This is a genomic window from Streptomyces sp. YKOK-I1 (genome assembly GCF_054660435.1).
In genome coordinates this window covers 8,661,613-8,685,970 of sequence record NZ_BAAGDR010000001.1, presented here as the reverse complement: position 1 = coordinate 8,685,970, position 24,358 = coordinate 8,661,613, and the positions used below count along the sequence as shown (strand labels likewise).

The following is a 24,358-nucleotide window of genomic DNA, read 5'->3' as shown; positions in this document are numbered from 1 at the left end:
GATGACAGGTGGGCGCCCGCCTCGCGCAGCCGTGATCAGTCGCGCAGCGCCTCGATCACACTGCTGAGGTGGGCGCGGACGGCCGTCTCGGCCGCCTGCGGGTCCCTGGCCCGGATCGCTTCGATCATGGTCAGGTGCTCGGTCAGGGATTGCTGCGGCCGTCCCGGTCTCAGCGCCAGCTGGAAGCGGTGGCGCACCAGCTGCGCGTTCAGCCGCTCCAGCAGTTCCTGCGCGGTCTGCTGGCCGGAGAACTCCCGGATGCGGACGTGCAGTTCGTGGTTGAGGTCGGAGTAGGTGACCGGTTCGCCGTCGGCGACTGCCTTGGTCATCGCCGTCCCCAGCTCGGTGAGCTGGATCAGCTGCTCGTCGCTGGCCGCGACGGCCGCCTTCGCCGCGCACAGCCCTTCGAGGACCATGCGGCACTCGGTGATGGCGACCGCCTCGTCCACGGTCACCACCCGCACCCGCGAACCGCGGTTGCGGATCCGCTCGACGAGTCCCTGGGACTCCAGATCGATGAGTGCCGCGCGGATGCTGGCCCGGGTCACACCGAACTGCTCGGCGAGCTCGTTCTCCACCAACCGCTGCGCCGGTGCCATGTCGCCGTGCAGGATCGCCTGCCGCAGCTGCGCGAGCGCATGCTGCTTGGCCTGCTCCCCGGTGCTCGGACGGGCTTCGTTCGGCATTGCGCCCTCCCTGAGTGAGTGCCTGTCGAACCTAAATCTAGCCAAACAAGATTGTCAACAATTTTGTCGGTCACTTGCCCGTCACGACGAACCGTCCGCCCGGCCGGGCGGATACCGCACACTGTGTCCACACCGGGCGGGCGCGCACCGCCTCTAGGGTCGTCGCATGACCCACAGCTTCGCTCTGCACATCCCCCACGCCGCCCTGGAACCCGAGCCGCTCGACCCGGCGCAGATCGTCTCCGGCACGCCCGAGGTGACCGGCAAGGTCGTCTGGGAGTCGGCGGACGGCCGGCAGATCCGGGGCGTCTGGCAGATCACACCGGGGGTGGTCACCGACACCGAGGCCGACGAGATGTTCGTCGTGCTCAGCGGCTCGGCGACCATCGAGATCGAGGGCGGCCCCACCCTGACCGTCGGCCCGGGCGACCTGGCGGTCCTGCGCGCGGGCGACCGGACGACCTGGACGGTCCACGAGACCCTGCGCAAGGCGTACGCGATCAACCTCTGAGCCCCGTCCGGCCCCGGCCCGGGTCAGCCGCCCGCCGACTGGGGCATGTTGTACGGGGTCACCACCTGGATCGCGGACGGCAGGACCGGCCCGGCGGGCGGCAGGGCCCCGTGGGCGCGCATCACGGTGTGGCAGGCCTCGCGCATGTCCTGGCGCAGATCGTGGTGGAGTACGGCGGACAGCCGGTGGTCGCGCAGCAGCCGGGTGTTGTCGTGGTCGAGGTCGTGCGCGACGAACACGGCGCACTCGCGGCGCGCGTCGGCGAAGGCCTTCAGGGTGGCGAAGTTCCCGCCGCCGATCGAGTACACCGCCCGGATCTCCGGGTCGCGGGCCAGGGCGGCCCGGACGAGGTCGTACTGGGTGGCGTCCAGGCCCTGCCCCTCGGTGATCTCCACCAGGGTGCGGCCCGGGTGCCGGGCCCGCAGCACACCGCGGAAGCCCATCTCGCGCTCCTCCTCGTTGCGGAAGAAGCCGCTGGACAGACTGGTGAGGACATTGCCGGGGCGGTCGCCCAGCCACTGCCCCATGAGGTACGCGGCGGTGGCGCCGGCGGCCCGGTTGTCGATGCCGACATAGGCGAGCCGGGCGCTCGCGGGCAGGTCCGTGACGAGGGTGACGACCGGAATGCCGGTGGCGACCAGCCGGCCCACGGCGGCCGTGATCTCGGGGACGTCCGGCGCCTTGAGGATCACGCCCTGCGAGCCGCGCCGGGCTATCCGGTCGAGGACGGCGATCTGCTCCGCGACCGGTCCGGTCTCCCGGAAGTGGAAGCGGGAGCGCAGCACCGCCGGGTGCAGCGAGGGCAGTTCGGCCTCCAGCGCGGCCCGTACGGCGGTGGTGAACCGTTCGGGCGCCTGCATCACGATGTCCACCATGAAGGTCCGGCCGACGAGCCGGACCTGGGTGCGCTGCCGGTGCAGCTCGGCGATGGCCCGCCGCACCTCCTGGGCGGTGGACTCACGCACCCCTCCCCGGCCGTTGAGGACCCGGTCGACGGTGGCCTCGCTCAGACCCGCCTGACGTGCGATCTCGCGGAGGGGGAAGGGATGACCCACGGAAGGCTCCTCGTAGTCGCTCGACGGTCCGCTTGAGGGGTTTTTGATGGCCGCCTGCTGGTTGTTCGACGGGTTTGTCCTGACAAGAATGGCAGTGCTGAGCCGCCATTGTCATCGAAGGGACGACGATGTCCGAGGGCGCCCTCCCAGGCGGCCCTCGTCCGGCGGGGGCTGCGCGAGGGGTGACCCCGCGGTCGTCGGGGACGGGCCGCGGGCGGGCGCCGAGCGGCGCATCGGCTGAAAGGACACGCGGTACATGGGACTTCTCGATGACAGGGCCGTCCTCGTCAACGGCGGCAGCCAGGGCGTGGGCGCGGCCATCGCGCGCGCGGCGGCCCGCGAGGGCGCCCTGGTCGCGGTCACCGGGCGGCGGCCGGAGCCCGGCGAGGCCCTGGTCGCCGAGCTGACCGGGGCGGGCGGCACGGCGCTCTTCGTCCGGGCAGACCTGGCGGACGCCGACCAGGCGAAGGCCTCGGTGGCCCGGACCGTGGCCGCGTACGGCCGGGTCGACTGCCTGGTCAACTCGGCCGGGCTGACCTCCCGGGGCACGCTCCTCGACACCACGCCCGAGCTGTTCGACCAGCACATCGCGATCAACCTGAAGGCGCCGTTCTTCGCCATGCAGGCGGCGGTCGCGGACATGGTGGCCCGTAAGGCGCCCGGCACGGTCGTCAACATCATCACCTCCTCGGCGCACGGCGGACAGGCCTTCCTCGCGCCGTACGTCGCCGCCAAGGCGGGCCTGGTCGGTCTGACCCGCAACGCGGCGCACGCCCATCGCTTCGACCGCGTCCGGATCAACGGCCTGAACATCGGCTGGACGGCGACCGAGGGCGAGGACGCGACGCAGAAGGCATTCCACGGCGCCGGGGACGACTGGCGCGAGGAGGCCGCAGCACGGCTGCCGATGGGCAAGCTCGGCCAGCCGGACGAGATCGCCGACTTCGTGGTGTTCCTGCTGTCCGATCGGTCCGGCGTGGTCACCGGTTCGGTGATCGACTGGGACCAGAACGTGCTCGGCGGCCTCGACTAGACCTCATCCCTCCCCCGTAAGAATCTCAAGGAGCTGCACCCCCATGCGCATCGGAATCCTCGGCCTCGGCCGCATCGGCGCCTTCCACGCCGAGACCCTCTCCGGACTCGACGCCGTCGAGTCGCTCGTCGTGACCGACCCGTTCGCGGAGGCCGCCAAGGCCGCCGCCGAGCGGTTCGGGGCCGAGGTCGTGGACTCGCCCGAGGCCCTGCTGGCCGCCGGTGTGGACGGCATCGTCGTCGCCGCCGCGACCGACGCCCACCCCGCGCTGATCCTCGCCGGTGTCGAGGCGGGCATCCCCGTCTTCTGCGAGAAGCCCGTCGCGAAGACCATGAGCGAGGGCGTCGAGGTCCTCAAGGCCGTCCAGGGCAAGGACGTGCCGATCCAGATCGGCTACAACCGCCGCTTCGACGCCGGGTTCGTCGCCGCGCGGGCCGCCGTGCGGTCGGGTGAGCTGGGCAAGCTGCACACCGTCCGCTCGACCACCCTGGACCCGGCGCCGCCGCCGGCCGCCTACGTCGCCGCCTCCGGGGGCATCTTCCGCGACTGTTCGGTCCACGACTTCGACATCATCCGCTGGGTGACGGGCCGTGAGGTGACCGAGGTGTACGCGGTGGGCGGCAACCGGGGCGCCGACTACATCAAGGAGGCCGGCGACGCCGACACCACCGGCGCGCTGCTCACCCTCGACGACGGAACGATCGCCGTGATCTCCAACTCCCGTCACAACGCCCGTGGTTACGACGTCCGCATGGAGATCCACGGCTTCACGGACTCCATCGCCGTGGGCCTGGAGGACAAGCTGCCGCTGCGCTCGGTGGAGCCCGGGGTCACCTTCCCGGCGGGCACCCCGCACGACTTCTTCATGGACCGCTTCACGGCGGCCTACCGCGCCGAGCTGACCGCGTTCACCGAGGTCGTCGCCGGCACCCGGCCCTCGCCCTGCACGATCGAGGACGCCCTGGAGGCGGGCTGGATCGCCGAGGCCTGCACGCTCTCGCTGCACGAGCACCGGCCGGTGACGATCGCGGAGGTGCGCGCCTCCTGACGGACGCGCTCCGGCGGGACGTCGGGCGGGAAGCCAGGTCTGCGCTCTCGGGACGGAAGAGGGCGCAGACCTGCTGTCAGCCGTCGAGGAAGCCCCTCAGCTCCACCGCCAGGCTTCGCAGCCCTGCTGCGGCTGCCGTCTCCTCACAGCGCTGCATCAGGGCGTGCGCGTGGGCCAGCCGCCTCTGCGCCCAGCGGCGCGAACCCGTCGACGCGGAGGAGTCGGCCGCCGCGCTCTCCGACAGGTGCTCCCTCAGGAACACCGCCCTCACCAGAGCGAAGGACTGGTAGGCGGGGAGCACGTCGACGTCGGTGACCGTCACCGGGTGCCCGAGAGCCGCCAGCTCGTCCAGATACAGGTGGCACAACACCTCACGTTCCCGCCAGTCGCTCTCCTTGAGGTCCAGGGCGGCGTGGTCCTCGAGCAACTGGACCACCTCGTAGAGCAGGGGAAAGTGACCGTGGGGTTCGAGGTCGAGTGCGACCACCTTGCCGTTGCCGGTGACCAGCCAGTTCTCCGCGTGCGCGTCGCGGCCCGGAATCGGAGGAAGCGACGCGGGCGTCACCGCGCGCCATCGCGCGCCGAGCGCGTCGGGACGCGAGACGCCGAGCCGGCCCGCGCGCTTGGCCAGCTGGCCCGCGGCCCTTGCGTAGGCCCCCGTTGCCGTGGCGGCGTCCTGCCCTGGTGCACGCGACTCGTTCGCCGCCCAGGCGTGGATGCGAGCCAGGTACCGTACCGCCCGGGACACCGACGCCTGCGGGTGACCTCCCCGCCCTTCATAGGCGTCCGCGATGGCCGCCGCCAGGCTGCGGCCCACCGCGCGACGGGAGGCCAGAGCCGTGTCCGGCGCGGGCTTGCGCAGGCTCGGCCAGTCCCGGGGGAGTTCGACCGTCGCCAGAGGCACGGGCAACAGCATCCAGTCCGGTGCCCTGGTGTCCTTCAGATACCGCCGCAGAGACGCCAGGTGATCGCGTTCCGCCTCGGCCTTGCCCCGGCTGGTCGGCTTCAGCACCAGTGTCGACGACAGCAGACGCTGCGGATCGTCGAGTACGAAGGTGTCCGACCGTCCCCCCAGGATCTCCTGGCGGAAGGGCTGTGCGTGGACGGCCGTCCACGCGGCTTCCCGGTACAGCCAGGCCTGATCGCCCTCGCCGACCGCGCGCAGGATCTCCGACACCTTCGGGTCCGCGTGCTCCTCTTCCCCGAGGTTCGGCGTCCCCTCCGTCGCGTCGGCCGGTGCGGCGGTCCGCGCCCGTGCCGCGGTGAATTCGGCGAGTTGCATCAGGGGCCAGGGCCAGTGGGGATCGAGCTTCCAGGCCTTGACGGCGAGGTCGACCGCTGCGGCATGTTCTTCGGGCGCACCGGTCGACCGCCACAGCTGATGGTGGCCGGCGGCCGACACGCTGAAGTTCCCGGGGTTGGGGTCACCGAGGTCACGAGCGCGGGCCTTGTACTCGAGGGCGGTGCGCAGGTCCGCGTCGCTGCCGGTGCGGGCCCGCCAGAGGTAGGCCTCGCCCAGCAGGCCGTGCAGGTTGTCCGGGGCCTGGTCGTCCTCGGAGAGCGATTCGAACCGGTCGATCGCCTCCGTGAGGTGGTCCGGTGCTCGGGTGAACGAGAACAGCCGCAGACAGACCTCGGCGAGCAGGCAGGTGACCCGCGCGGAGGAGACCTCCTGGACCTCCTCCTCGCCGCCGGTGTCGGCGGGGTCCGCGCCGAGGCAGCTGGTGAGCATGTCCCTGGCCTCGTGCAGGAGCATCACGCCCTCGTCGTCCGAGCCGCCGGCGAGCTTCACCACCTTCGCGTAGTACAGGGCGGCCCGGCCCAGGGCCACCTTGGCCTCTCTGTTCTCCCCGCCGGACAGCATGAGGTCCTCGCGCAGCTGCCCGTACAGCGCGGAGGCCGACTGGACGTCGGGCCCGTCGGCAGAGCGGCAGTGCGGCGCCTGCGCCCTCTTGAGCCGGTGTTCGCCCAGGTTGACCAGCCAGCGGGAGGAGCCGACGACATGGAGGGCGGCCCGTTCGATCAGGGCGTCGGCCGCGTCCCAGAGCTCGGGAAGCTCCTTCGGGTCGTCGGACAGCCGGGTGAGCACCTCCAACAGGAACGTGAAGTGCCCCGGGCTGGTGTCTCCCTCCGCCTCGGCGTACTCCAGGTCCGCACGGGCTTTGCGCAGGAGATCGAACGGCTGCCGGGTGTTGCGGGCCAGGTACAGCCGGGTGACGCCGCGCTTGCCACGCCAGATGCGGCGGGCCTTGCTCTCGGGGGCCAGCAGTCGGTCCGCGTCGGCCTCGACCGTCTCCCAGCACCGGATGGCCTCCTCGAGCATGGGGCGGACCAGACGGCTGCGCCCCCGGGCCATCCGTTCCGTGGCGTACGCCTGCAACGCCCCGGCCAGGTACAGATGCACGTGGAAGAACGTGGCGTCCCAGCGCAGCCTGCCGAAACGCGTCCCGACCACCTCGGGTCCCGGTCGCAGGACGTTGCGCACAGCGAGACAGACGGGGATGGCCCGCTCGGGGTCGAGTCGGTTGTAGGAAGCGTTCCAGACATCGGGCAAGGCGCTCACCGCGGTCCGGGCGTCGAGCAGCTCCTGGAACGTGCGGCCCGGGCAGGAGGCCACGACCCGGTCCAGAAGGTCCGGGGTGAACGGGAAGTTCAGCGCGGCCGTCTGCTGGTGGAGGAGCTCCGGCAGATCCTCGCTCACGGAGTTCCCGCCCGTCCGGGCGTCGGCCGCCCTACCGGCTGGATGTCCTCGCGGAGGCGCTTGTCACCGATCAGGAACGCGGACTGCGGCAGGACCATGTGCGCGCCCTCCCGGCCCAGGGCGATGCCCTCACGGCCCACCGCGACGACGTGCCGGTCCGCGGGATCGGCCGCCAGGGCCAGCAACGACGACCTGAGTTCCACGGCTTCCGGCCGGTCGAGCACGAGGTCGTACACCTCGAGGAAGCGGACCTGCTGGTACGGCGCCCCGGCCACCTTCAGCGGTCCGTCGATCACCCGGCGGACGCGGGTGAAGTTGACGGAGGCCGCGAGCGGAGCCAGTTCGGGGTGACCCACCTCGGCCGATTCCTCGGCGAGTTCGCGGCGCAGACAGTCCGTCGCCGACTCACGGCCGGTGCCGTCGTGCAACCAGCTTGCGAACCGCGGCACCCTCCTCGCTCGCAGGAAGCCCCGTAGGTCGCACCGCATCACCGCCTGACTGCGTTCCTCGTACCGGAAGCCCCGCTTCTCCAGTTCGCCGCGGCCGGTCTCGTGATACTTGATCACTCCACCGGGCGGGCCGAAGGCTCCCGGACGCGTGGGCGAGTCGAACAGGACATAGCGGTCCTCGTCATGGAGTCGCAGGAGTGCGGCCACCGAGACCCGCGTGCTCCGCCACGGGACGAACAGCAGCAGAAGCAACCGCTTGTGTCGCCGGTTCTGCCAGAGCATCTTGACGATGTAGATGAATAACGCCGCGGCCACCGTGGCGGCAACGCGAATGATGATGTCCTTGAGCAATGCGCCCCCCTCGTCGGGGGAGCGTAGCGGCGGCTGTGTCCTTGCGGACCGCCCTTCGGCGGCCGTCACTCCAACGGGTGATTCAGGCGGCGGGGGCGGTCAGCGGCCCGCCCCTCCGCGTCGGCGACGGCCCGACCGGGGCCGCCCTCACAGGCAGTAGCGGACCAGCCAGTCGTCCGGGTCGTAGGCGTCGCGCGCCGGGTCCCGCGGGGCGGCCGGGCGCTCCTCCACCGTGTCCTCGGGGCGCACCCGCTCGGGCAGCGTCCCGAACCGGACCCTGCGCCGGTCCTCCTCGGTGCTTTCCTGCCGTTCCTCCTGCATCTCACCCTCCCCGTCCAAGGCTTCGCACACCTTCCGTCCTCTTCAACGTCGGCGACGCGCCACCGGTTCCGGGAACGACGATGCCCCGGTGAGAACGCACCGGGGCATCCGTCGCCTACGTCACTTCCGTCGCCGCGAGGCTCCTCACGCCCCGCAGGAGCGCAGGAACTGCCGGGTGCGCACCGCGATCGGCAGCGGCTTGTCCGGCTCGCACGGGTACATGTCCTGCTCGACGATCGCGAACAGCTCGACACCGAGCTTCTGGGCCGCGACCAGCACCGGCTCCAGCTCCGGCACCCCGCCCGGCGGTTCGCACATCACACCGCGCTGCACCGCCGGGCCGAACGGCACCTCGTCCCGGACCACCGCGGCCAGGATCTCCGGGTCGACCTGCTTGAGGTGCAGATAGCCGATGCGCTCGCCGTAGGTCTCGATCAGCTTGACGCTGTCGCCGCCGCAGTAGGCGTAGTGCCCCGTGTCCAGGCAGAGGTTGACCAGTTCGCCGTCGGTGGAGTCCAGGAAGCGCTCGACGTGCTCCTCGGTGTCGACGTGGGTGTCGGCGTGCGGATGGACGACGATGTCGAGACCGTACGTCTCCTTGACCTCGTGGCCCAGCCTCTCCATGCCCTTGGTGAGATGGGCCCACTGCTCGGCCGTCAGCTCCGGCGGCTCCAGGATCTCCGCGGTCTTGTCGTCGCGCCAGAAGGACGGGATGACGACGAGATGCCCGGCGCCCATCGCCTGGGTGAGCGCGGCCACCTGGCTCACGTGCTCCCAGGTGGACTCCCATACGGACGGCCCGCGGTGCAGCCCGGTGAAGACCGTGCCGGCCGAGACCTTCAGGTTCCGCCGGGCCACCTCGTCGGTGAGCCGGGCCGGGTCGGTGGGCAGATAGCCGTACGGGCCGAGTTCGATCCAGGAGTAGCCCGCCTCGGAGACCTCGTCCAGGAAGCGTTCCCACGGCACCTGCCGCGGGTCGTCGGGGAACCACACGCCCCAGGAGTCGGGGGCGGAGCCGACCCGGATGCGGTCCAGGGGTGCGGTCATCTCAGGACTTCCCCTCGCCGCCGCCCGCCACCGGGGCGGTGAGGTCCGCCTCTTCCGGCAGCTCCTCCACGTCGACACCGCGGACCTGGGACAACTCGTGCTTGAGGGCCGCGAGTTCGGCGCCGCCGGCCATGTGGTTGGTCAGCTCCTCGAGGCTGACCTCGCTGCGGTCGGCGGAGAGTTCCAGGGTGCCCAGGCGCAGCACGCTGAAGTGGTCGCCGACCATGTAGGCGTGGTGCGGGTTGTGGGTGATGAAGATGACGCCGAGGCCGCGGTCGCGGGCGGCGGCGATGTACTTCAGCACCACACCGGACTGCTTGACGCCGAGGGCGGCGGTGGGCTCGTCCAGGATCAGCACCCGGGCGCCGAAGTAGACGGCGCGGGCGATGGCCACGCACTGGCGCTGGCCGCCGGACAGCGTGCCGATGGGCTGTTCCAGGTCGTCGAGGACGATGCCCATGTTGCGCAGTTCCTCGTCGGCGGTCTTCTTCATCTTCTCGATGTCGAGGCGGCGCACGGGCCAGGGGCCCTTGGTCATCTCGGAGCCGAGGAAGAAGTTGCGCCACACCGGCATCAGCGGGACCACCGCGAGGTCCTGGTAGACCGTGGCGATGCCCTTGTCGAGGGCCTCGCGCGGGGTGGTGAAGCGCACCGGGGCGCCGTCGACGAGGAACTCGCCCTCGGTGTGCTGGTGCAGCCCCGAGATGATCTTGATGAGGGTGGACTTGCCGGCGCCGTTGTCGCCGAGGACGCAGGTCACCTTGCCGGGGTACACCTTCAGGTCCACGCCGTGCAGGGCGCGGATGTTGCCGTAGGCCTTGCCCGCGCCTCGCAGTGCGACGATCGCCCCGTCCGCCTGGTCGGCGGTGTCCGCGATGACCGCCCCGTGGGTGCCGGTTCCGTTGGTGGATGTCATGGGGGTCACCTCCGGGTCGCCGTGCGGCTGACCCACAAGTTGATCAGGACGGCGCCGAGCAGCATCACGCCGAGGAATGCCTTGAACCAGTCGGGGTTCCAGCCGGCGTAGACGATGCCCTGCTGCACCATGCCGAACATGAAGGCGCCGAAGACCGGGCCGATCGCGCTGCCGGCGCCGCCGGTCAGCAGACAGCCGCCGATCACGGCCGCGGAGATGTAGATCAGCTCCTGGCCGACACCCTCGCCGGACTGCACGGTGTTGAAGGTGAAGAGCTGGTGCATGCCGATGAACCAGGCGCCGAAGCCGACCAGCATGAACAGGGAGATCTTGGTGAACGTGACGGGCACGCCGACCGCCCGCGCGCTGTCCTTGTTGCCGCCGACCGCGAAGATCCAGTTGCCGTACCGGGTGCGCAGCAGCACCCAGGTGGCGAGGGCGGCGAAGGCCAGCCAGTAGAAGATCGTGATCTTCACTTCGACACCGCCGATGTCGAAGGACGAGGCGAAGATCTTCTTCGCCTGGTCGAAGCCCTCCATGTCGCTGATGTCGTCGGTGGCCACGTTGGTGGTGACCAGCTTGGTCACCGCGAGGTTGGCGCCCTGGAGGATCAGGAAGGTGCCGAGGGTGATGAGGAAGCTGGGCAGCCCCGTCTTCACCACCATCCAGCCGTTGAGGAAGCCGATGGCGAGGGAGACCGCGAGCGCGACGACCACACCGACCCAGACGTTCATGCTCAGCTGGTAGGCGAGCATGCTCGCGGTGAGCGCCGAGGTGATCACGGCGACGCCGGCGGACAGGTCGAACTCGCCGCCGATCATCAGCAGGGCCACGGGCAGCGCCATGATCCCGATGGTGGACGACTGGTAGAGGATGTTGGCCATCGAGCCGGCCTCGCGCACCGGCGGGGCCGCGATGAGGAAGAAGACATAGACCGCGACGGCACCGAGGAAGACACCCACCTCGGGGCGGGCCAACAGCCGCAGGGCAAGGGGACGTCGGGCGGTCCGGCCGTCCGTCTCCTTCGGGCCGGGGGCCGGCGGTGAGCTCACCGCCGGCTCGGCGTGGTGGGTCATACTGATCACCGGGTGCCCTTCGCGGCGAACGCGGCGACCTTGTCGACGTTGGTCTTGTCGACGAAGGCCGGACCGGTCAGCACCGGAGCCTCGCCGCCGCCCATGTAGTTGCCGTTGTTCTTGTAGAGCCACAGCGAGTCGATCGCCAGGTAGCCCTGGAGGTAGGGCTGCTGGTCGACGGCGAACTGGATGGTGCCCTTGCTGATGGCTCCGGTCAGGTCCTTGTTGAGGTCGAAGGTGGCGATCTTCGCCTTGGAGCCGGCGTCGGAGGCGGACTGGACGGCCGTCAGGGCGAAGGGGGCGCCGAGCGTGACGACGTAGTCGATGGACTTGTCCTGGGTGAGCTTGGCGGTGATCGTGGACTTCACCGACGGCATGTCGGTGCCGTTGACGTTCAGCACCTCGGTGGTGCCCGAGAAGGTCTTCTTCACCCCGTCGCACCGCTGGGTCAGGCCGATGTTGCCCTGCTCCTGGATGACACAGACGGCCTTCTTGGCGCCTTCCTCGTTGAGCCGCTTGCCGAGCGCCTCACCGGCGACGGTCTCGTCCTGGCCGAAGAACTCCATCAGACCGAGCTTCTGCCACTCGCTCACACCGGAGTTGAGGCCGACGACGGGGATGTTCGCGGCCTTCGCCTTGGCGACGACGTCCTTGAGGGCGTCGGGCTTGGCGAGGGTGATGGCGATGCCGTCGACCTTCTGGTCGATGGCGTTCTGGACCAGGTTGGACTGGTTGCCCGCGTTCGGGTCCGCGGAGTAGACGAGCTTGACGTTGTCCTTGGCCGCCGCGGCCTCGGCGCCCTTGCGGACGATGTCCCAGAAGGTGTCGCCGGGCGACTGGTGCGTCACCAGCGCCACCGTCATCTGCGGGGTGCTCGCCTTGCCCGCCGAGGCGCCGTCCGCGCTCTCCTCGGCCTTCTTGCCACCGGAGCTGCTGGAGCAGCCCGCCAGGGTCAGGGCCACTGCCGCGGCCATGGCCACGACCGGGGCGATTCTGCGGGAACGGGGCGAAGAGCTGTCCATCTTTCCTGCACCTCACTGTGCGACGGGAGAACGACCGGGAAAGGGAGAAGGGATCTCTGGGATCAAGGCCCGCTACTGCTCAGGGTGGGGCCAGGGGGCCGGGTCCGCGAGTGTTCGTTTTCTGTTCGATGTCTGGACTCGGCCCGTGCACTACTGGGACGGGATCAAATCCCCTGTATGGCCCGCTGTCAATACTTTGTTAAGACATCATCTCAGGACAAGGTCCGAATGTAAGAACAAACCATTGACAGCGGAGGTCACCGGGACCTACACCTTGGAGACACCGGACCCCCGATCACCCTAGGAGCCGATCATCATCCCCCGCACACCGGCACGGACGATCCGCTGTGCGGCCGACACAGGAGGTGCCCTTCATGGCGAAGACCGGTGAACGTACCCGCGCGGTGGCCGGCTCGGCCCTGGACGGGCTGCCCTTCGCGCTCGACCGGTCCAGCCCGGTACCGCTCTACTACCAGCTCGCCCAGCAGCTGGAGTCGGCGATCGAGCACGGCGCGCTCGCCCCGGGCAACCTCCTGGGCAACGAGATCGACCTGTCGACCCGGCTCGGTCTGTCCCGCCCCACGGTCCGCCAGGCGATCCAGTCCCTGGTCGACAAGGGGCTGCTGGTGCGCCGCCGGGGCGTCGGCACGCAGGTCGTGCACAGCCAGGTCAAACGGCCGCTGGAGCTCAGCAGCCTCTACGACGACCTGGAGGCGGCCGGGCAGGGACCCACCACGCACGTCCTGCGCAACGAACGGGTCCCCGCGGGCGCCGATGTGGCGGCCGCCCTCGGGATCGCGGAGGGCGCCGAGGTCACCCGGCTGGAGCGGCTGCGCTCGGCGCACGGCGAGCCGGTGGCGCATCTGTGCAACTACCTGCCCCCGGCCCTGTTCGACCTGGACACGGAGCGGCTGGAGGCGACCGGCCTGTACCACCTGATGCGCGCGACGGGCATCACCCTGCACAGCGCCCGGCAGACCGTCGGCGCCCGCGCGGCCACCGCCGAGGAGGCCGGGCTGCTCGGCGAGGAGACGGGCGCGGCCCTGCTGACCATGCAGCGCACGGCGTACGACGACACCGGCCGGCCGGTCGAGTACGGGACGCACATCTACCGTGCGTCCCGGTACGCGTTCGACTTCCAGCTGCTGGTCAGGGGCTGAGGAGCCGGCTCGCGGCTACTTCGGGGCCATCCGCAGGGCGCCGTCCATGCGGATGATCTCTCCGTTGAGGTAGTCGTGGTCGATGATCGACAGGGCGAGCTGCGCGTACTCCTCGGGCCGCGCCAGCCGCTGCGGGAAGGGCACCCCGGCCGCGAGGCCCGCCCGGTACTCCTCGGAGACGGTGGCCAGCATGGGCGTCTCCACGATGCCCGGGGCGATGGTGCACACCCGGATGCCGTACTGCGCCAGGTCACGCGCGGCGGGCAGGGTCAGGCCGACGACGCCCCCCTTGGAGGAGGAGTAGGCGGCCTGGCCGATCTGGCCGTCGTACGCGGCGATCGACGCGGTGTTGACGATGACGCCGCGCTGGCCGTGCTCGTCGGCCTCGGTGGCGGCGATGGCCTCGGAGGCGAGCGCGAGCACGTTGAAGGTGCCGATCAGGTTGATCTGGATCACCTTGGCGTACAGGGCGAGGTCGTGGACGCCCTTCCTGCCGAGGATCCGCGCGGACGGGCCGATGCCGGCGCAGTTGACGACCGTGCGCAGCGGGACCCCGGCGTCCGCCGCGGCGGCGACGGCGGCACGGACCTGCTCGGGGTCGGTGACGTCGGTCGGGACGTAGGTGACGCCGTCGACCTCGGGGGCCCGGTCGACGCCGTCCTTGAGGTCGAGGGCGAACACCTGCGCGCCGCGCTCGGCGAGGGCCTTCGCGGTGGCCGCGCCGAGGCCGGAGGCACCGCCGGTGACGAGGGCGGCGGTGTGGGCGAGCTGCATCATCACTCCTTGCCGAGGGCGGTGAGCACACCGCCGTCGTTACGGTCCAGCGCACGGGAGATGATCATGCGCTGGATCTGGTTGGTTCCTTCGAAGATCTGCATGACCTTGGCCTCGCGCATGTAGCGCTCGACGGGGAAGTCGCGGGTGTAGCCGTACCCCCCGAGGACCTGCACGGCGTCCGTGGTCACCTTCATGGCGTTGTCCGTGGCCACGAGTTTGGCGATCGACGCCTCGCGTGTGAAGGGCAGACCGAGGTCCTTCAGCCGCGCGGCGGACAGTGTGGTGGCCCGCGCCGACTCGATCGCGGCGCCCATGTCGGCCAGCACGAACGCCAGCCCCTGGTGCTCGATGATCGGCTTGCCGAAGGTCTCCCGCTCCCGGGCGTAGCGCACCGCGTGGTCGAGGGCGCCCTGGGCGAGCCCGCAGGCCACGGCGGCGATGCCGAGCCGGCCGTGGTCGAGGGAGGCGAGCGCGATCCTCAGCCCCTGCCCCTCCTCCCCGATGAGCCGGCCGGCCGGCACCCGGACGTCGTCCAGCCGCATGGTGGCGGTGGCCGAACCGGTCAGCCCCATCTTGCGCTCCGGCGGGTCGGCGCTGAGCCCCGGGGTGTCCGCCGGGACGAGGAAGCAGGAGATGCCGTGGCTGCGGTCCTCGGAGGTGCGGGCCATGACCGTGTAGAAGTCGGCGTGTCCGCCGTGGGTGGTCCAGGCCTTCGCGCCGTTCAGCACATAGGTGTCGCCGTCGCGCACGGCGCGGGTCCGCATGGCCGCCGGGTCGGAGCCGGCGTGCGGCTCGGACAGGCAGTACGCGCCGAGCAGTTCCCCGCCGAGCATGTCCGGCAGCCATGCGCGCCGCTGCTCCGCGGTGCCGAAGCGGGCGAGCGGGAAGCAGGACAGGGCGTGCACGGAGATGCCCACGGCGACGCTGGACCAGACGGCGGCGACCTCCTCCAGCACCTGGAGATAGACCTCGTACGGCTGTCCCGCCCCGCCGTCCTCCTCGGCGAACGGCAGACCGAGCAGGCCGCTGCGGCCGAGGGTGCGGAACGCGTCCCTGGGGAACGCCCCGTCCGCCTCCGCGTCGGCGACCCGGGGAGCGAGCTCCTTGGCGGCGAGGGTACGCGTGAGCTGGATGAGCTCCACGGCCTCCCCGGTCGGCAGGGCGCGAGTGGCAGGCATGGTGACCTCCCCGGAGTAGTACTGGAAATGATACTGAAGTGCGTACGAACGTATCATTCACAGTACGGCACGCTGGCATGCCGAAGCACCCCGGAACGGGGGATCGGATCAGTCGGATCAGGACGAGACGGCGTGCACGATCAGCGAGGCGAGCTGCTCGTAGGCCTCCGCGTCGGTCAGCCCGGTGCGCGTCTTCAGCTCGCCCTGCTGGATCTGGCGCATGGTCGCCGCGGCGACCTCCCCGACGAACGCGGTGTGCACGTCCCGGAAGGCACCGCCGGAGACCCCCTCGGCGATCAGCTGCCGGACCCGCTCCGCGGCCATCCGCGTATTGGCCTCGTACACCTCGCGGGCGGGCGGGAAGTCCGCCACGTCGTCGAGGAAGGCGCGGGAGAGCGGGCGCAGCTGTTCGGCCACGGTGGTGAGGTACACCCGGACCCGGTCCGAGGGGTCCACGGTCTGCGCCACCCGCTTCTCCACGGCCTCCGTCGCACCGCGGAAGTAGTGCTTGACCGCCTCGACGACCAGGCCCTGCTTGCTGCGGGCGAGCTGGTAGAGCGTGGTCTTGGAGCAGCGCAGCCGCTCGGCGAGGTCGTCGAGGGTGAGGGCGGAGAACCCTTCCGCCGTGAGCAGCGCGACAAGTCGTTCCAGCAGGTCGGCCTGTCGGGCGGTGCGGCGGGTGGACGGCATGATCTCAGGTTAGCCCCCTTTGTTACTACCCGGTCATCAGTGCACGGTGTCCAGCCGGTCCCGCTGTTCCTCGGTCAGTTCCAGGTCCATGGCGGCGAGGTTCTCCTCCAGTTGCGCCAGGGAGGACGCGCCGGCCAGCGGAACGATCGGCAGCTCGCCGCCCGACTGCCAGGCCAGGACGACCTGGTTCACGGTGGCCCCGGTCTCGCGCGCCACCTCCCGCAGCGCGGCGAGCCGGGCCGGGGTCCCCGGGTGGTCGTAGTCCGCGGGCAGCGGCCGGTCCGGCCGGGTGTACGCCCCCCTGAGCAGCGGGGAGTACGCGACCAGGGTCAGCGCGGGCTCGGCCCGCAGATAGCCGAGGAGTTCCGCGCCGGCGTGCCCGAGGCCGCCGTCCGGGAAGAGGTCGTCGGGGATGTCGGTGCGCGGGCGCAGATGACTGTGCTGGTACTGGAGCACCTCGTAGCCGGGCAGACCGGCCGCGGCGGCGAGGGCACGGGCCCGCTCCACGCGCCACATCGCCTGGTTGCTCACCCCGAGCAGACCGACCGTGCCCTCGGCGACGAGTTCCGCGAACGCCTCGACCGTCTCGCGCTGCGGCACGGTGTGGTCGTCGATGTGGGCGTAGAGCAGATCCAGCCTCCCCACCCCAAGGCGTTCCCGGCTGCGTTCGGCGGACTCGCGGATCACCTTCGCCGAGAGCCCCTCGGGGTTGTCGGTGTAGCCGGTGCCGGGGGCGAGCGGGCGGGCGCCGAGCTTGGTGGCGAAGACGATCTCGTCGCCGACGCCCCGGCTGCGCCGCCACCGGCCGAGCAGCTCCTCGCTCTGGCCGCCCTGCCCGCCGTCGACCCAGAACGCGTAGTTGTCGGAGGTGTCGACGAAGTTGCCGCCGGCCTCGACGTAACGGTCGAGGATCGCGAACGACGTCCCCTCGTCGGTCACCGACCCGAACAGCATCGCGCCGAGCGCGAGCACACTGACCTCACGCCGGGTGGCGGGGTCGGTGCCGAGGGTGCGGTACTTCACGGCGACTCCTCTCGCTTCGTCGGCCGAGCCCGTGGGCGGCCCGGCTCGAAGAGGAGTCTTCAGCTTGAAGTGCGCTTCAGCGCAAGGCTTTTACGCGCAGGCCGGCCGCATGCTTCGGGTGACGCGAATCTTACTCAGCGTCAGCTCGCATGGTAATTTCGTCGTACTGCTCTGATCGGATTGGTGTGTCCGGGGGGAGATCCGATGGCTGACGCGGGCGGGCTGGCGGGTGCGGAGCGGGACGCATTCGTGGGCGCGGTCGTCGACGAACTGGCGCGCTGCCGCTTCCTCGACGAGGGCTCCTGCCGTCGGACCGTCGGCGAACACATGGGACTCTCCCCCGAGTTGTGGGAGGGAACGCTCCCCGCGTTCCGGGTCGAGGTGGCCCGCCATGTGAGCGTGGACCCCGTCGGGCGGGCGTCCACCCTGTGCACCGTGGTGGGCTGGTACGACGAGCCGCGCCGGGAGTCGCTCTGGCGGCGACTGCAGCCGTTCCTGACGACGCGGGCCGACCCGGGGGGCGGCCCGCACGCGTACCGCCCCCTGTCGACCGTCCCGCTCCCGGGCCCCGCCCCCTCCCCCGGCACGGCGGACCGCAACGGCCTGGCCCACTCGCCGCCTCCGCCGCCCCCGGAGTTCCCCCAGCTGCCCAGCCCCTTCACCGCCGACGAACACCGGCGCATCCAGCGACTGCTGATGCTGGAGCGGACCGGACCGCAGGAGATGCACCGGCTGCGCGACAGCATCGGCTTCGAACTCGGCTTTCCCGTCCCGGGCGACCCCTCGACGCCGCTCGACCTGTTCGACGCCCTCGTCGACTTCAACGCTCCCCCCGACCGCGTACCGCCCTCGGTCGTCGCCGTCGAATGGGTGGCGGCCGGCCTCGCGGACAAGACCGCGGCCCGCCACTGCCGGGAGTGGGCGCAGCGATGGGCCCGCGACCACGACTGTCTGCCCGCCCTGCTGCGGCGACGGCAGGCGCGCGAGCTGTGGCAGGCCGACCCCCGGGTGCCCCGGGCCCTGCTGATCATGGTCGAACCCGCCGAGGACGGCAGCGACGACGTGACGGTCCGCTACTGGATCAACGACCTCGCGGGACACTGGGCGCCGCGCGCCGGGGAGGCCTCCGAGACCCGCATGGACGGACTCGGCGCGGCCGTGGAACGCGCACTGGCCGAGGGGGAACGGCTGTGGGCCGCCTCACGGGCGGACCCGGCGGACGAACTGCCGCCGTTCGTCGAGTTCATCCTGCCGTACCTGCTGCTCAACCATGACGTCGCCCGGCTGGAGATCGGCTCGGACGGTCCCGCGGCGGCGGCGATCGGACCCCGGTACTGCGTGCATCTGCGCAGCCTCGACCGGCTGCGGCGGGTCCCCCACGATCCGTTCATCGCCAACCGGTGGCGGCAGCGCTGGCAGGAACTGCACCAGCACGGCACCCGGCTGCACCACTGGACGCACGGCGACGTGCCGATGGACCTCTGGTCCCGCTCCCTGACCCACCGGCAGCACGGTTCGGCGCCGTACACCGCCCTGGCACTGGACGCGCCGAAGCGGGGCAGCAGGGCGCTCACGGCGCTGAAGCGGGCGATCGCGGAAGGGTTCGGGCTGGCCCTGTGGGACCGCCGCGGCAAGCTGGAGCCGCGCAGCCGCGAGACGTTCGCGGAACTGCTGGACGGCACCCGGGCCGCACACGGTGTACCGCGCCGGGTGCAGGAGATGCGGGCACGCGCCGAGGCGGACGCGGACGGGGAGGTGTTCCTCGGCCGTCATGTCGCCTGTCTGTGGGACGACCCGGACCGGATCGTCGACTGCCAGCCGGGGCGCACCCCGCCGGGCGCCCGGCCCGGCCCCTTCCCCGGACTCGGCCCCACCCCGTCCGACCGACCCCCCGCGGCGCCCGGTACCACCCGGACACCGCGTTCGCCGACCGCAGAGGAGGCACCCTGATGACCACCGGACCGGCCCGCCCCGGTGACGGATGGCGGGTGTTCCACGCCACCGGGCAGTCCCCCGAAGGCGAGGCCGCCCCCCTGCCCAAGGCACCGCCCTGGCGGCAGTTCCGGGGCGGACCGCCCCTGCCGCAGCCCGACCAGTGGGACGCCGGATCCGCCCGGCGGCTCGGCGCGAGCAACCGCATCGCCCAGCTCGGCGAGGCCGAGATCGACGTCGTGAACGCCGCGATCCTGCTGCGCCGTCCCCTCCTGGTGACCGGGCCGCCGGGAATCGGCAAGTCGACGCTGGCCTACCTCATCGCCCGGGAACTGGGCCTGGGCCGGGTGCTCCAGTGGTCGATCGTGAGCCGTTCGACGCTGCGCAGCGGCCTCTACGACTACGACGCGATCGGACGCGCCCAGACCGTGGCGGAACTCGCGGCGCGCACCGGCGGCGACACCACGGCGACGGACGGGAACGGGCCGGGGCCCGGCGCCCCACCCCGGCCGTCGGTCGGGGAGTTCCTGACGCTGGGCCCGCTCGGCACCGCGCTGCTGCCCTACCGAAGGCCGCGGATCCTGCTCGTCGACGAGCTCGACAAGGGGGACATCGACCTGCCGAACGACCTGCTGCACGTGCTGGAGAACGGCTCGTTCGACATTCCCGAGCTGGCGCGGACCGGTGAGCAGCAGGCCGAGGTGCACACGGACGATCCGCAGGGCCGCACGGTGGTGCAGCGCGGGCGCGTCGAATGCGCGGAGTTCCCCGTCGTGGTGATGACCAGCAACGGGGAGCGGGAGTTCCCGGCCGCCTTCCGCCGGCGCTGTCTGCCCCTGGAGATGCGGCCGCCGAGCCCGGAGCTGCTGCTGGCGATCGTCGAGGGACATCTGCGGCACCGCCCCGACGGACTGGTGGAACTCGTGGAGGACTTCGCGCTACGGCTCGGCAACGGCGGCACGCACTCCGTCGACCAGCTCCTCAACGCGGCGCAGCTGATCACGCAGAAAGGGTTCCCCGCGGGGTCGCGCGGCAAGGCGCTGATCGAGACGCTGCTGCGTGACCTGTCCAAGGGGCAGTAGTGGACGCCCCCGAGGGCAGGGGCGCGGCCGGGCGGCAGGCGCCCGGCGCGCCGAGCCCGCCGTCCGCGGCGCCCGAGGGGCCGGGCCCCGCCGGCGGCCCGGGAACGGAGCACGGCGCACCGCCCGACGTGCTGTGGACCGAACTCGCCGACGCCGCCTGGCTGGGCGCGTTCTGGATCGCCGCGGACCGCCCGCTGCCCGGGTCCGTGTCTCCCGCCGAACCCGCCCCGGACGGGCCGCCCCCCGCGCCTGCGGGTGCGAGACCTCCCGCGCAGGCCGGGGCGGGGGCCGCGGACCGGGGTGCCGACCGCGCCGGCCGCGGGTCCGGCGGCGGCCCCTCGGAGGCACCGCCCCATGTCCGCCCCGACCCGGGCGGCGAGGTCGTCCTCGCCCTGCCGCCGCCCCGCCTCCCGCAGTCACGGCGCCGGGAACCGGCCGTGTCGGGCACCCTGCCGCTGGCCCGGGCGCTGCGCCGGCTCGCCCGCCGCCGGCCCTCGGCCCATCTGCGCGAACTGGACGAGGAGCGCACCGCGGACCGGGTCCTCGACGGCGCCTCCTGGCTGCCCGTGCTGCGCCCGGTTCCCGAGCGGGCGCTGGATCTGGTGGTGCTGGTGGACGCCGGGCGCACCCTGCGCGTGTGGGAACGGGAGACGCGCGGACTGTCCGAGCAGGCCGCGCTGTCCGGCGCGTTCCGGGACGTCCGCACCGTCTCGCTGTCACTGGTCCCGGACGGTCCGGCCGCGCTGCTGCGGCCCGGCGGCCGCCGGGCCTCACCGGCCGAACTCCTCGACCCCCGGGGGGAACGGGCGTTCCTCCTGGTCACGGACGGACTGGGGGACGGGTGGGCGGCGCCGGGCACGGACCGGCTGCTGCGTCGGCTGGCCGGCGCGGGCCCGTGTGCGATCGTCCATCTGCTGCCCACGCATCTGCGCCACCGCTCCGCGCTGCGCCCGTTCCCCGCGACACTCGCGGCCAGCGGCTTCGGACGGGCCAACACGACCCTGACGCAGGTGCCGGACGAGGAGCTCGACGACCCGCTGCGCGCGCCGCCGCCGGACGAGGCGGGCGGACAGGTTCTCGTCCCGGTGCTGTCGCTGAAGGCGGCGTCCCTCGCCGGCTGGGCGGACCTGGTGGCCGGGGGCCGGGGCGCGCAGCAGCGGTGCCAGGTGGTGCGGGCGGGCACGCTCGCCAAGGAACCCCCGGCGCCGGGACTGACGTACTGCGCGGACAGCGCCGAGGCGGCGGTGCGCGCCTTCACCTCCCTCGCCACACCCACGGCCCGCCGTCTCGCCTCGCAACTGGCCGCCGTACCGCTGGAGCTGGACACGGTGCGGGCCGTCCAGCGCCTGATGCTGCCCTCGTCGGGCCCGGGCCATCTCGCGGAGATCCTCATGGGCGGGCTGCTGGAGTGGCCCGGACGCCACGGTGCCGACGTCGACTTCGCCGACGGGGTGCGCGAGGTGCTGCTGGCCGGCGGGACCCGCTCCGAACTCGCCGCGATCGTCTCCTGTCTCGCCGAGCTCCCGCCCGGCCGGCCCGACCCGCGGGCGGTACGGCTGCGCGCGGCCCTCTCCGACCCCGATCTGGCGCCGCTGCCCGATCCGGCCGGCACCGACCGCGCCTGGCTGCGGCTGGAACTCGCCGTGCTGGAGGCCCTGTCCGGACCGCACGCCCGGCGCGCCCGCAGGCTTCGCGAGGCCCTGGAACACCCCGGCCCGCTCCCGTCCCCGTCCCGGCGACCGGAATCGAAAGGTGGCAGCGCCATGGACCCCGAACCGCCCCGCCCCGCCGGCGGCCGCCACGGTCCGCCGGGCATCAAGGGGCCCATGCCACCGCGCAACGCGCACTTCATCGGCCGCGCCGACATGCTCGCCACCGTCGCCGAGCAGCTGGAGCACGGCGAACTCGCCGCGGTCCTGCCGCACGCGCTGCACGGCACGGGCGGGGTCGGCAAGTCCCAGATCGCCATCGAGTACGTCTACCAGCACCAGCACGAGTTCGACGTGGTGTGGTGGATCCCGGCCGAGCAGCAGTCGATGGTCCTGTCCTCGTACGCGGGTCTCGCCCGCGCGCTGGGACTCACGGTCGGACCGCAGCCGGGCACCGCCGTGCCCCGGGTGCTGGAGGCGCTGCGCGACGGCGACCGGTACGGGCGGTGGCTGCTGGTCTTCGACAACGCCGAGGACGTCGACGGCGTACGGCCGTTCATTCCGACCAGCGGCAACGGGAAGGTCATCGTCACCTCCCGCAACCGGGCCTGGGAGGGCGTGGCGACCTCGCTCACCGTCGACGTGTTCCGCCGGGAGGAGAGCCGCGACCTGCTGATGCGCCGCTCCCCCGCCCTGGGCGAGGACGAGGCGGACCGGCTCGCGGCCGCGCTCGGCGACCTGCCGCTCGCGATCGAACTCGCCGCCGCCTGGCACGCGGCGTCGCACATGCCCGTCGACCGCTATCTCACGCTGCTGGAGCGGCACCGCAGGGAACTCGACACGAGCGGGCTCGTCCACGACTACCCGTCCTCGGTCGCCGCCGCCTGGCTCATCACCCTCGCCCACCTCCAGACCGAGTCGCCCGGCGTGTACCAGCTGCTCGGCGTGTGCGGCTGTCTGGCCGCCGAGCCGGTACCGCTGAGCATCTTCCGCAGCGGCGGGCGCATCAGCGTCAGCCGCGAGCTCGACCCGATCCTGCGCGACCCGATCCGGCTGTCCCGCGCCATCCGCGAGCTGTCCAAGTTCTCCCTGATCCGTGTCGACCACCGCCGCGACGCCATCCAGATGCACCGGCTGATGCAGAGCGTGCTGCGCACCACCACCGAACCCGCCGAGCGCGAGGGGCTGCTGCACGCCGCGCACGCCCTGCTCGCCGCCGCGAAACCGGCGGGCAGCCCGTCCTCCCCCGGCCACTGGGACGGCTACCAGGCGCTGCTTCCGCACGCCGTGTCCTCGCAGGCGGCGGCGAGCCACGACGGCTGGGTCCGCGATCTCGTCGCGAGCCTCGTGTACTACCTGTACTACTGGGGCGACCACGAGCAGGCCGTCGACCTCGCCGGGCAGGCCTGGGGGCACTGGAACGAGGACACCGGCGTCCCCGACACCCTCGTCATCCAGATGGCCAAGCTGTACGCCTTCTGCCAGCGGATCATCGGCGTCGACCGGGACGCGTTCTCCCTCAACGAACGGGCCCTCGCCGTGTCGCGGCGTCCGGAGGTGCCGGAGGAGGAACTCATCGACTCGATGTGGCAGATGGCCGGCGCCCATCGCTACCGGGGCGACTTCCCCGCCGCCCGGTCCCTGGACCAGGAGGCCTTCGAGCGGGCCCGCACCCTGTTCGGCCCCGACGACCCCGACACCCTGAAGGCGGCGCACAGTTACGGCGTCTCGCTGCGGATGTGCGGCGAGTTCCGGGCCGCCCGCGCGCTCGACGAGGAGACCGCACGCCAGTGGGAGCTGGTCTACGGACACGCGGACGGCTTCACCCTCAACACCCGCAACGGGCTGTCGATCGACATCCGCGAGTGCGGCGACTACCCGCGGGCCCGCCGGCTCCAGGAGGACGTGCACGCCGCCTACCGGTCCGCGTTCGGCTCGGAGAACCCGGCGACGATCCGGGCGGCGCGCAATCTCGCGGTCTGCCGGCGCAGGGACGGGGCGCTGGACGCCGCGTGGGAGCTCAGCGAGCACGTGTTCCAGCTGTTCGTCGAGAAGTGCGGGCGCGACCACAGCGACACCCTCGCCTCCGCGGTCAACGTCATGGTGGACCGTCGTATCGGCGGTGAACTCCACCGCTCGCGCGCGATCGGCCAGGACACCGCCGACCGCTACGCGGAGGCCCTCGGCCCCGACCACATGTACACGCTGATCACCCGGGCCAACCTCGCCGCCACCCATCGCGCCCTCGGCGAGACCGACCGTGCCCGGGCCCTGGACGAGGAGGCCCTGGCCCGGCTGCACGCCACCGTCGGACCCGACCACCCCAACACCCTCGCCGTGGCCATGGGACACGCGGCCGACCTGCACCTGGACGGCGCGTACGACCAGGCCGTCTCCGTGCAGGAGGCCCTGCTGCCCCGGCTCACGGCCGTGTGCGGAGCCGACCATCCGGTGACCCTCGCCCTGCAGGCCAACCTGGCCACCGATCTGGCCGCCCTCGACCGGCCCGAACAGGCCCACACGCACACGCTCGCCGCCGTCGACGGCCTCGCCCGGGTGGTGGGCGCCGGCCACGACTGGCTGCTCGCGGCCCGCGACGGGCGGCGCGTCGAGTGCGACACCTCACCGATGCCGCTGTGACGGGCGGCGCC

At 72.0% G+C, this 24,358-nt stretch carries 20 protein-coding genes; 7 read left to right on the top strand and 13 right to left on the bottom strand.

From position 1 onward, the window contains the following. Positions 1-35: 35 nt before the first annotated feature. Complete coding sequence (locus tag ACYQ8Q_RS38680; protein WP_460071353.1) at positions 36-686, bottom strand: GntR family transcriptional regulator; 651 nt, start codon at positions 684-686, stop codon at positions 36-38. A 166-nt stretch (positions 687-852) separates the two neighbouring features. On the opposite strand from ACYQ8Q_RS38680, the gene ACYQ8Q_RS38675 reads away from it, so the two are divergent. Then, the gene (locus ACYQ8Q_RS38675; protein WP_460071352.1) at positions 853-1,197 is read left to right on the top strand and encodes a cupin domain-containing protein; all 345 of its coding nucleotides are present in this window, start codon (positions 853-855) and stop codon (positions 1,195-1,197) included. Between the two features lie 23 nt (positions 1,198-1,220). Here the strand turns inward: ACYQ8Q_RS38675 and ACYQ8Q_RS38670 are convergent, their stop codons facing one another. After that, positions 1,221-2,252, bottom strand: coding sequence for a LacI family DNA-binding transcriptional regulator (locus ACYQ8Q_RS38670; protein ID WP_460071351.1), 1,032 nt, complete (start codon positions 2,250-2,252; stop codon positions 1,221-1,223). A 256-nt stretch (positions 2,253-2,508) separates the two neighbouring features. Between ACYQ8Q_RS38670 and ACYQ8Q_RS38665 the strand changes: the two genes are divergently transcribed. Next, positions 2,509-3,285, top strand: coding sequence for an SDR family oxidoreductase (locus ACYQ8Q_RS38665; RefSeq protein ID WP_460071350.1), 777 nt, complete (start codon positions 2,509-2,511; stop codon positions 3,283-3,285). 43 nt (positions 3,286-3,328) lie between these two features. After that, positions 3,329-4,333, top strand: a complete 1,005-nt coding sequence (locus tag ACYQ8Q_RS38660) for a Gfo/Idh/MocA family protein (protein WP_460071349.1) — start codon at positions 3,329-3,331, stop codon at positions 4,331-4,333. A gap of 76 nt (positions 4,334-4,409) precedes the next feature. Here the strand turns inward: ACYQ8Q_RS38660 and ACYQ8Q_RS38655 are convergent, their stop codons facing one another. From ACYQ8Q_RS38655 to ACYQ8Q_RS38625, 7 genes are all read right to left on the bottom strand, one after another. Continuing rightward, on the bottom strand, positions 4,410-7,034 hold the full coding sequence (locus ACYQ8Q_RS38655) for an aminoglycoside phosphotransferase family protein (protein WP_460071348.1): 2,625 nt from the start codon (positions 7,032-7,034) through the stop codon (positions 4,410-4,412). Beyond that, the gene (locus ACYQ8Q_RS38650; RefSeq protein WP_460071347.1) at positions 7,031-7,834 is read right to left on the bottom strand and encodes an SMODS-associated NUDIX domain-containing protein; all 804 of its coding nucleotides are present in this window, start codon (positions 7,832-7,834) and stop codon (positions 7,031-7,033) included. Before ACYQ8Q_RS38650 ends, ACYQ8Q_RS38655 begins: the two co-directional genes overlap by 4 nt. Before the next feature lie 147 nt (positions 7,835-7,981). Next, positions 7,982-8,155 carry a hypothetical protein gene (locus ACYQ8Q_RS38645; RefSeq protein ID WP_460071346.1) on the bottom strand — a complete coding sequence of 58 codons (174 nt, stop codon included), beginning with the start codon at positions 8,153-8,155 and terminating at the stop codon, positions 7,982-7,984. A 144-nt stretch (positions 8,156-8,299) separates the two neighbouring features. Next, positions 8,300-9,202, bottom strand: a complete 903-nt coding sequence (locus ACYQ8Q_RS38640; RefSeq protein WP_460071344.1) for a sugar phosphate isomerase/epimerase family protein — start codon at positions 9,200-9,202, stop codon at positions 8,300-8,302. A 1-nt stretch (position 9,203) separates the two neighbouring features. After that, positions 9,204-10,118 (bottom strand): ATP-binding cassette domain-containing protein, encoded by a 915-nt coding sequence (locus tag ACYQ8Q_RS38635; protein WP_460071343.1) that lies wholly within the window; start codon positions 10,116-10,118, stop codon positions 9,204-9,206. A gap of 5 nt (positions 10,119-10,123) precedes the next feature. Next, the gene (locus ACYQ8Q_RS38630) at positions 10,124-11,200 is read right to left on the bottom strand and encodes an ABC transporter permease (RefSeq protein WP_460073666.1); all 1,077 of its coding nucleotides are present in this window, start codon (positions 11,198-11,200) and stop codon (positions 10,124-10,126) included. After that, on the bottom strand, positions 11,200-12,216 hold the full coding sequence (locus ACYQ8Q_RS38625) for a sugar ABC transporter substrate-binding protein (RefSeq protein ID WP_460071342.1): 1,017 nt from the start codon (positions 12,214-12,216) through the stop codon (positions 11,200-11,202). The genes ACYQ8Q_RS38630 and ACYQ8Q_RS38625 overlap by 1 nt, the downstream gene beginning before the upstream one ends. A 374-nt stretch (positions 12,217-12,590) precedes the next feature. Between ACYQ8Q_RS38625 and ACYQ8Q_RS38620 the strand changes: the two genes are divergently transcribed. Next, positions 12,591-13,376, top strand: a complete 786-nt coding sequence (locus ACYQ8Q_RS38620; protein ID WP_460071341.1) for a GntR family transcriptional regulator — start codon at positions 12,591-12,593, stop codon at positions 13,374-13,376. A 15-nt stretch (positions 13,377-13,391) separates the two neighbouring features. Here ACYQ8Q_RS38620 and ACYQ8Q_RS38615 read toward each other — a convergent pair whose 3' ends face one another. The 4 genes from ACYQ8Q_RS38615 to ACYQ8Q_RS38600 form a co-directional block, all read right to left on the bottom strand. After that, positions 13,392-14,150: an SDR family NAD(P)-dependent oxidoreductase gene (locus tag ACYQ8Q_RS38615; RefSeq protein WP_460073664.1), complete on the bottom strand. Its 759-nt coding sequence runs from the start codon at positions 14,148-14,150 to the stop codon at positions 13,392-13,394. 2 nt (positions 14,151-14,152) lie between these two features. After that, positions 14,153-15,331: an acyl-CoA dehydrogenase family protein gene (locus tag ACYQ8Q_RS38610; RefSeq protein WP_460071340.1), complete on the bottom strand. Its 1,179-nt coding sequence runs from the start codon at positions 15,329-15,331 to the stop codon at positions 14,153-14,155. 117 nt (positions 15,332-15,448) lie between these two features. Then, a complete protein-coding gene (locus tag ACYQ8Q_RS38605) occupies positions 15,449-16,021 on the bottom strand; it encodes a TetR/AcrR family transcriptional regulator (RefSeq protein ID WP_358983822.1) in 573 nt (190 codons plus the stop codon). Positions 16,022-16,057: 36 nt separating this feature from the next. Then, positions 16,058-17,044, bottom strand: coding sequence for an aldo/keto reductase (locus ACYQ8Q_RS38600; protein ID WP_460071339.1), 987 nt, complete (start codon positions 17,042-17,044; stop codon positions 16,058-16,060). Positions 17,045-17,248: 204 nt separating this feature from the next. Between ACYQ8Q_RS38600 and ACYQ8Q_RS38595 the strand changes: the two genes are divergently transcribed. Genes ACYQ8Q_RS38595 through fxsT form a run of 3 tightly spaced genes read left to right on the top strand, consistent with a single transcriptional unit; the run spans position 17,249 to position 24,347 of the window. Next, positions 17,249-18,994: a VMAP-C domain-containing protein gene (locus tag ACYQ8Q_RS38595; RefSeq protein ID WP_460071338.1), complete on the top strand. Its 1,746-nt coding sequence runs from the start codon at positions 17,249-17,251 to the stop codon at positions 18,992-18,994. Beyond that, on the top strand, positions 18,994-20,058 hold the full coding sequence (locus tag ACYQ8Q_RS38590; RefSeq protein WP_460071337.1) for an AAA family ATPase: 1,065 nt from the start codon (positions 18,994-18,996) through the stop codon (positions 20,056-20,058). Before ACYQ8Q_RS38595 ends, ACYQ8Q_RS38590 begins: the two co-directional genes overlap by 1 nt. Further along, complete coding sequence (gene fxsT, locus ACYQ8Q_RS38585; protein ID WP_460071336.1) at positions 20,058-24,347, top strand: FxSxx-COOH system tetratricopeptide repeat protein; 4,290 nt, start codon at positions 20,058-20,060, stop codon at positions 24,345-24,347. Before ACYQ8Q_RS38590 ends, fxsT begins: the two co-directional genes overlap by 1 nt. Positions 24,348-24,358: the final 11 nt, after the last annotated feature.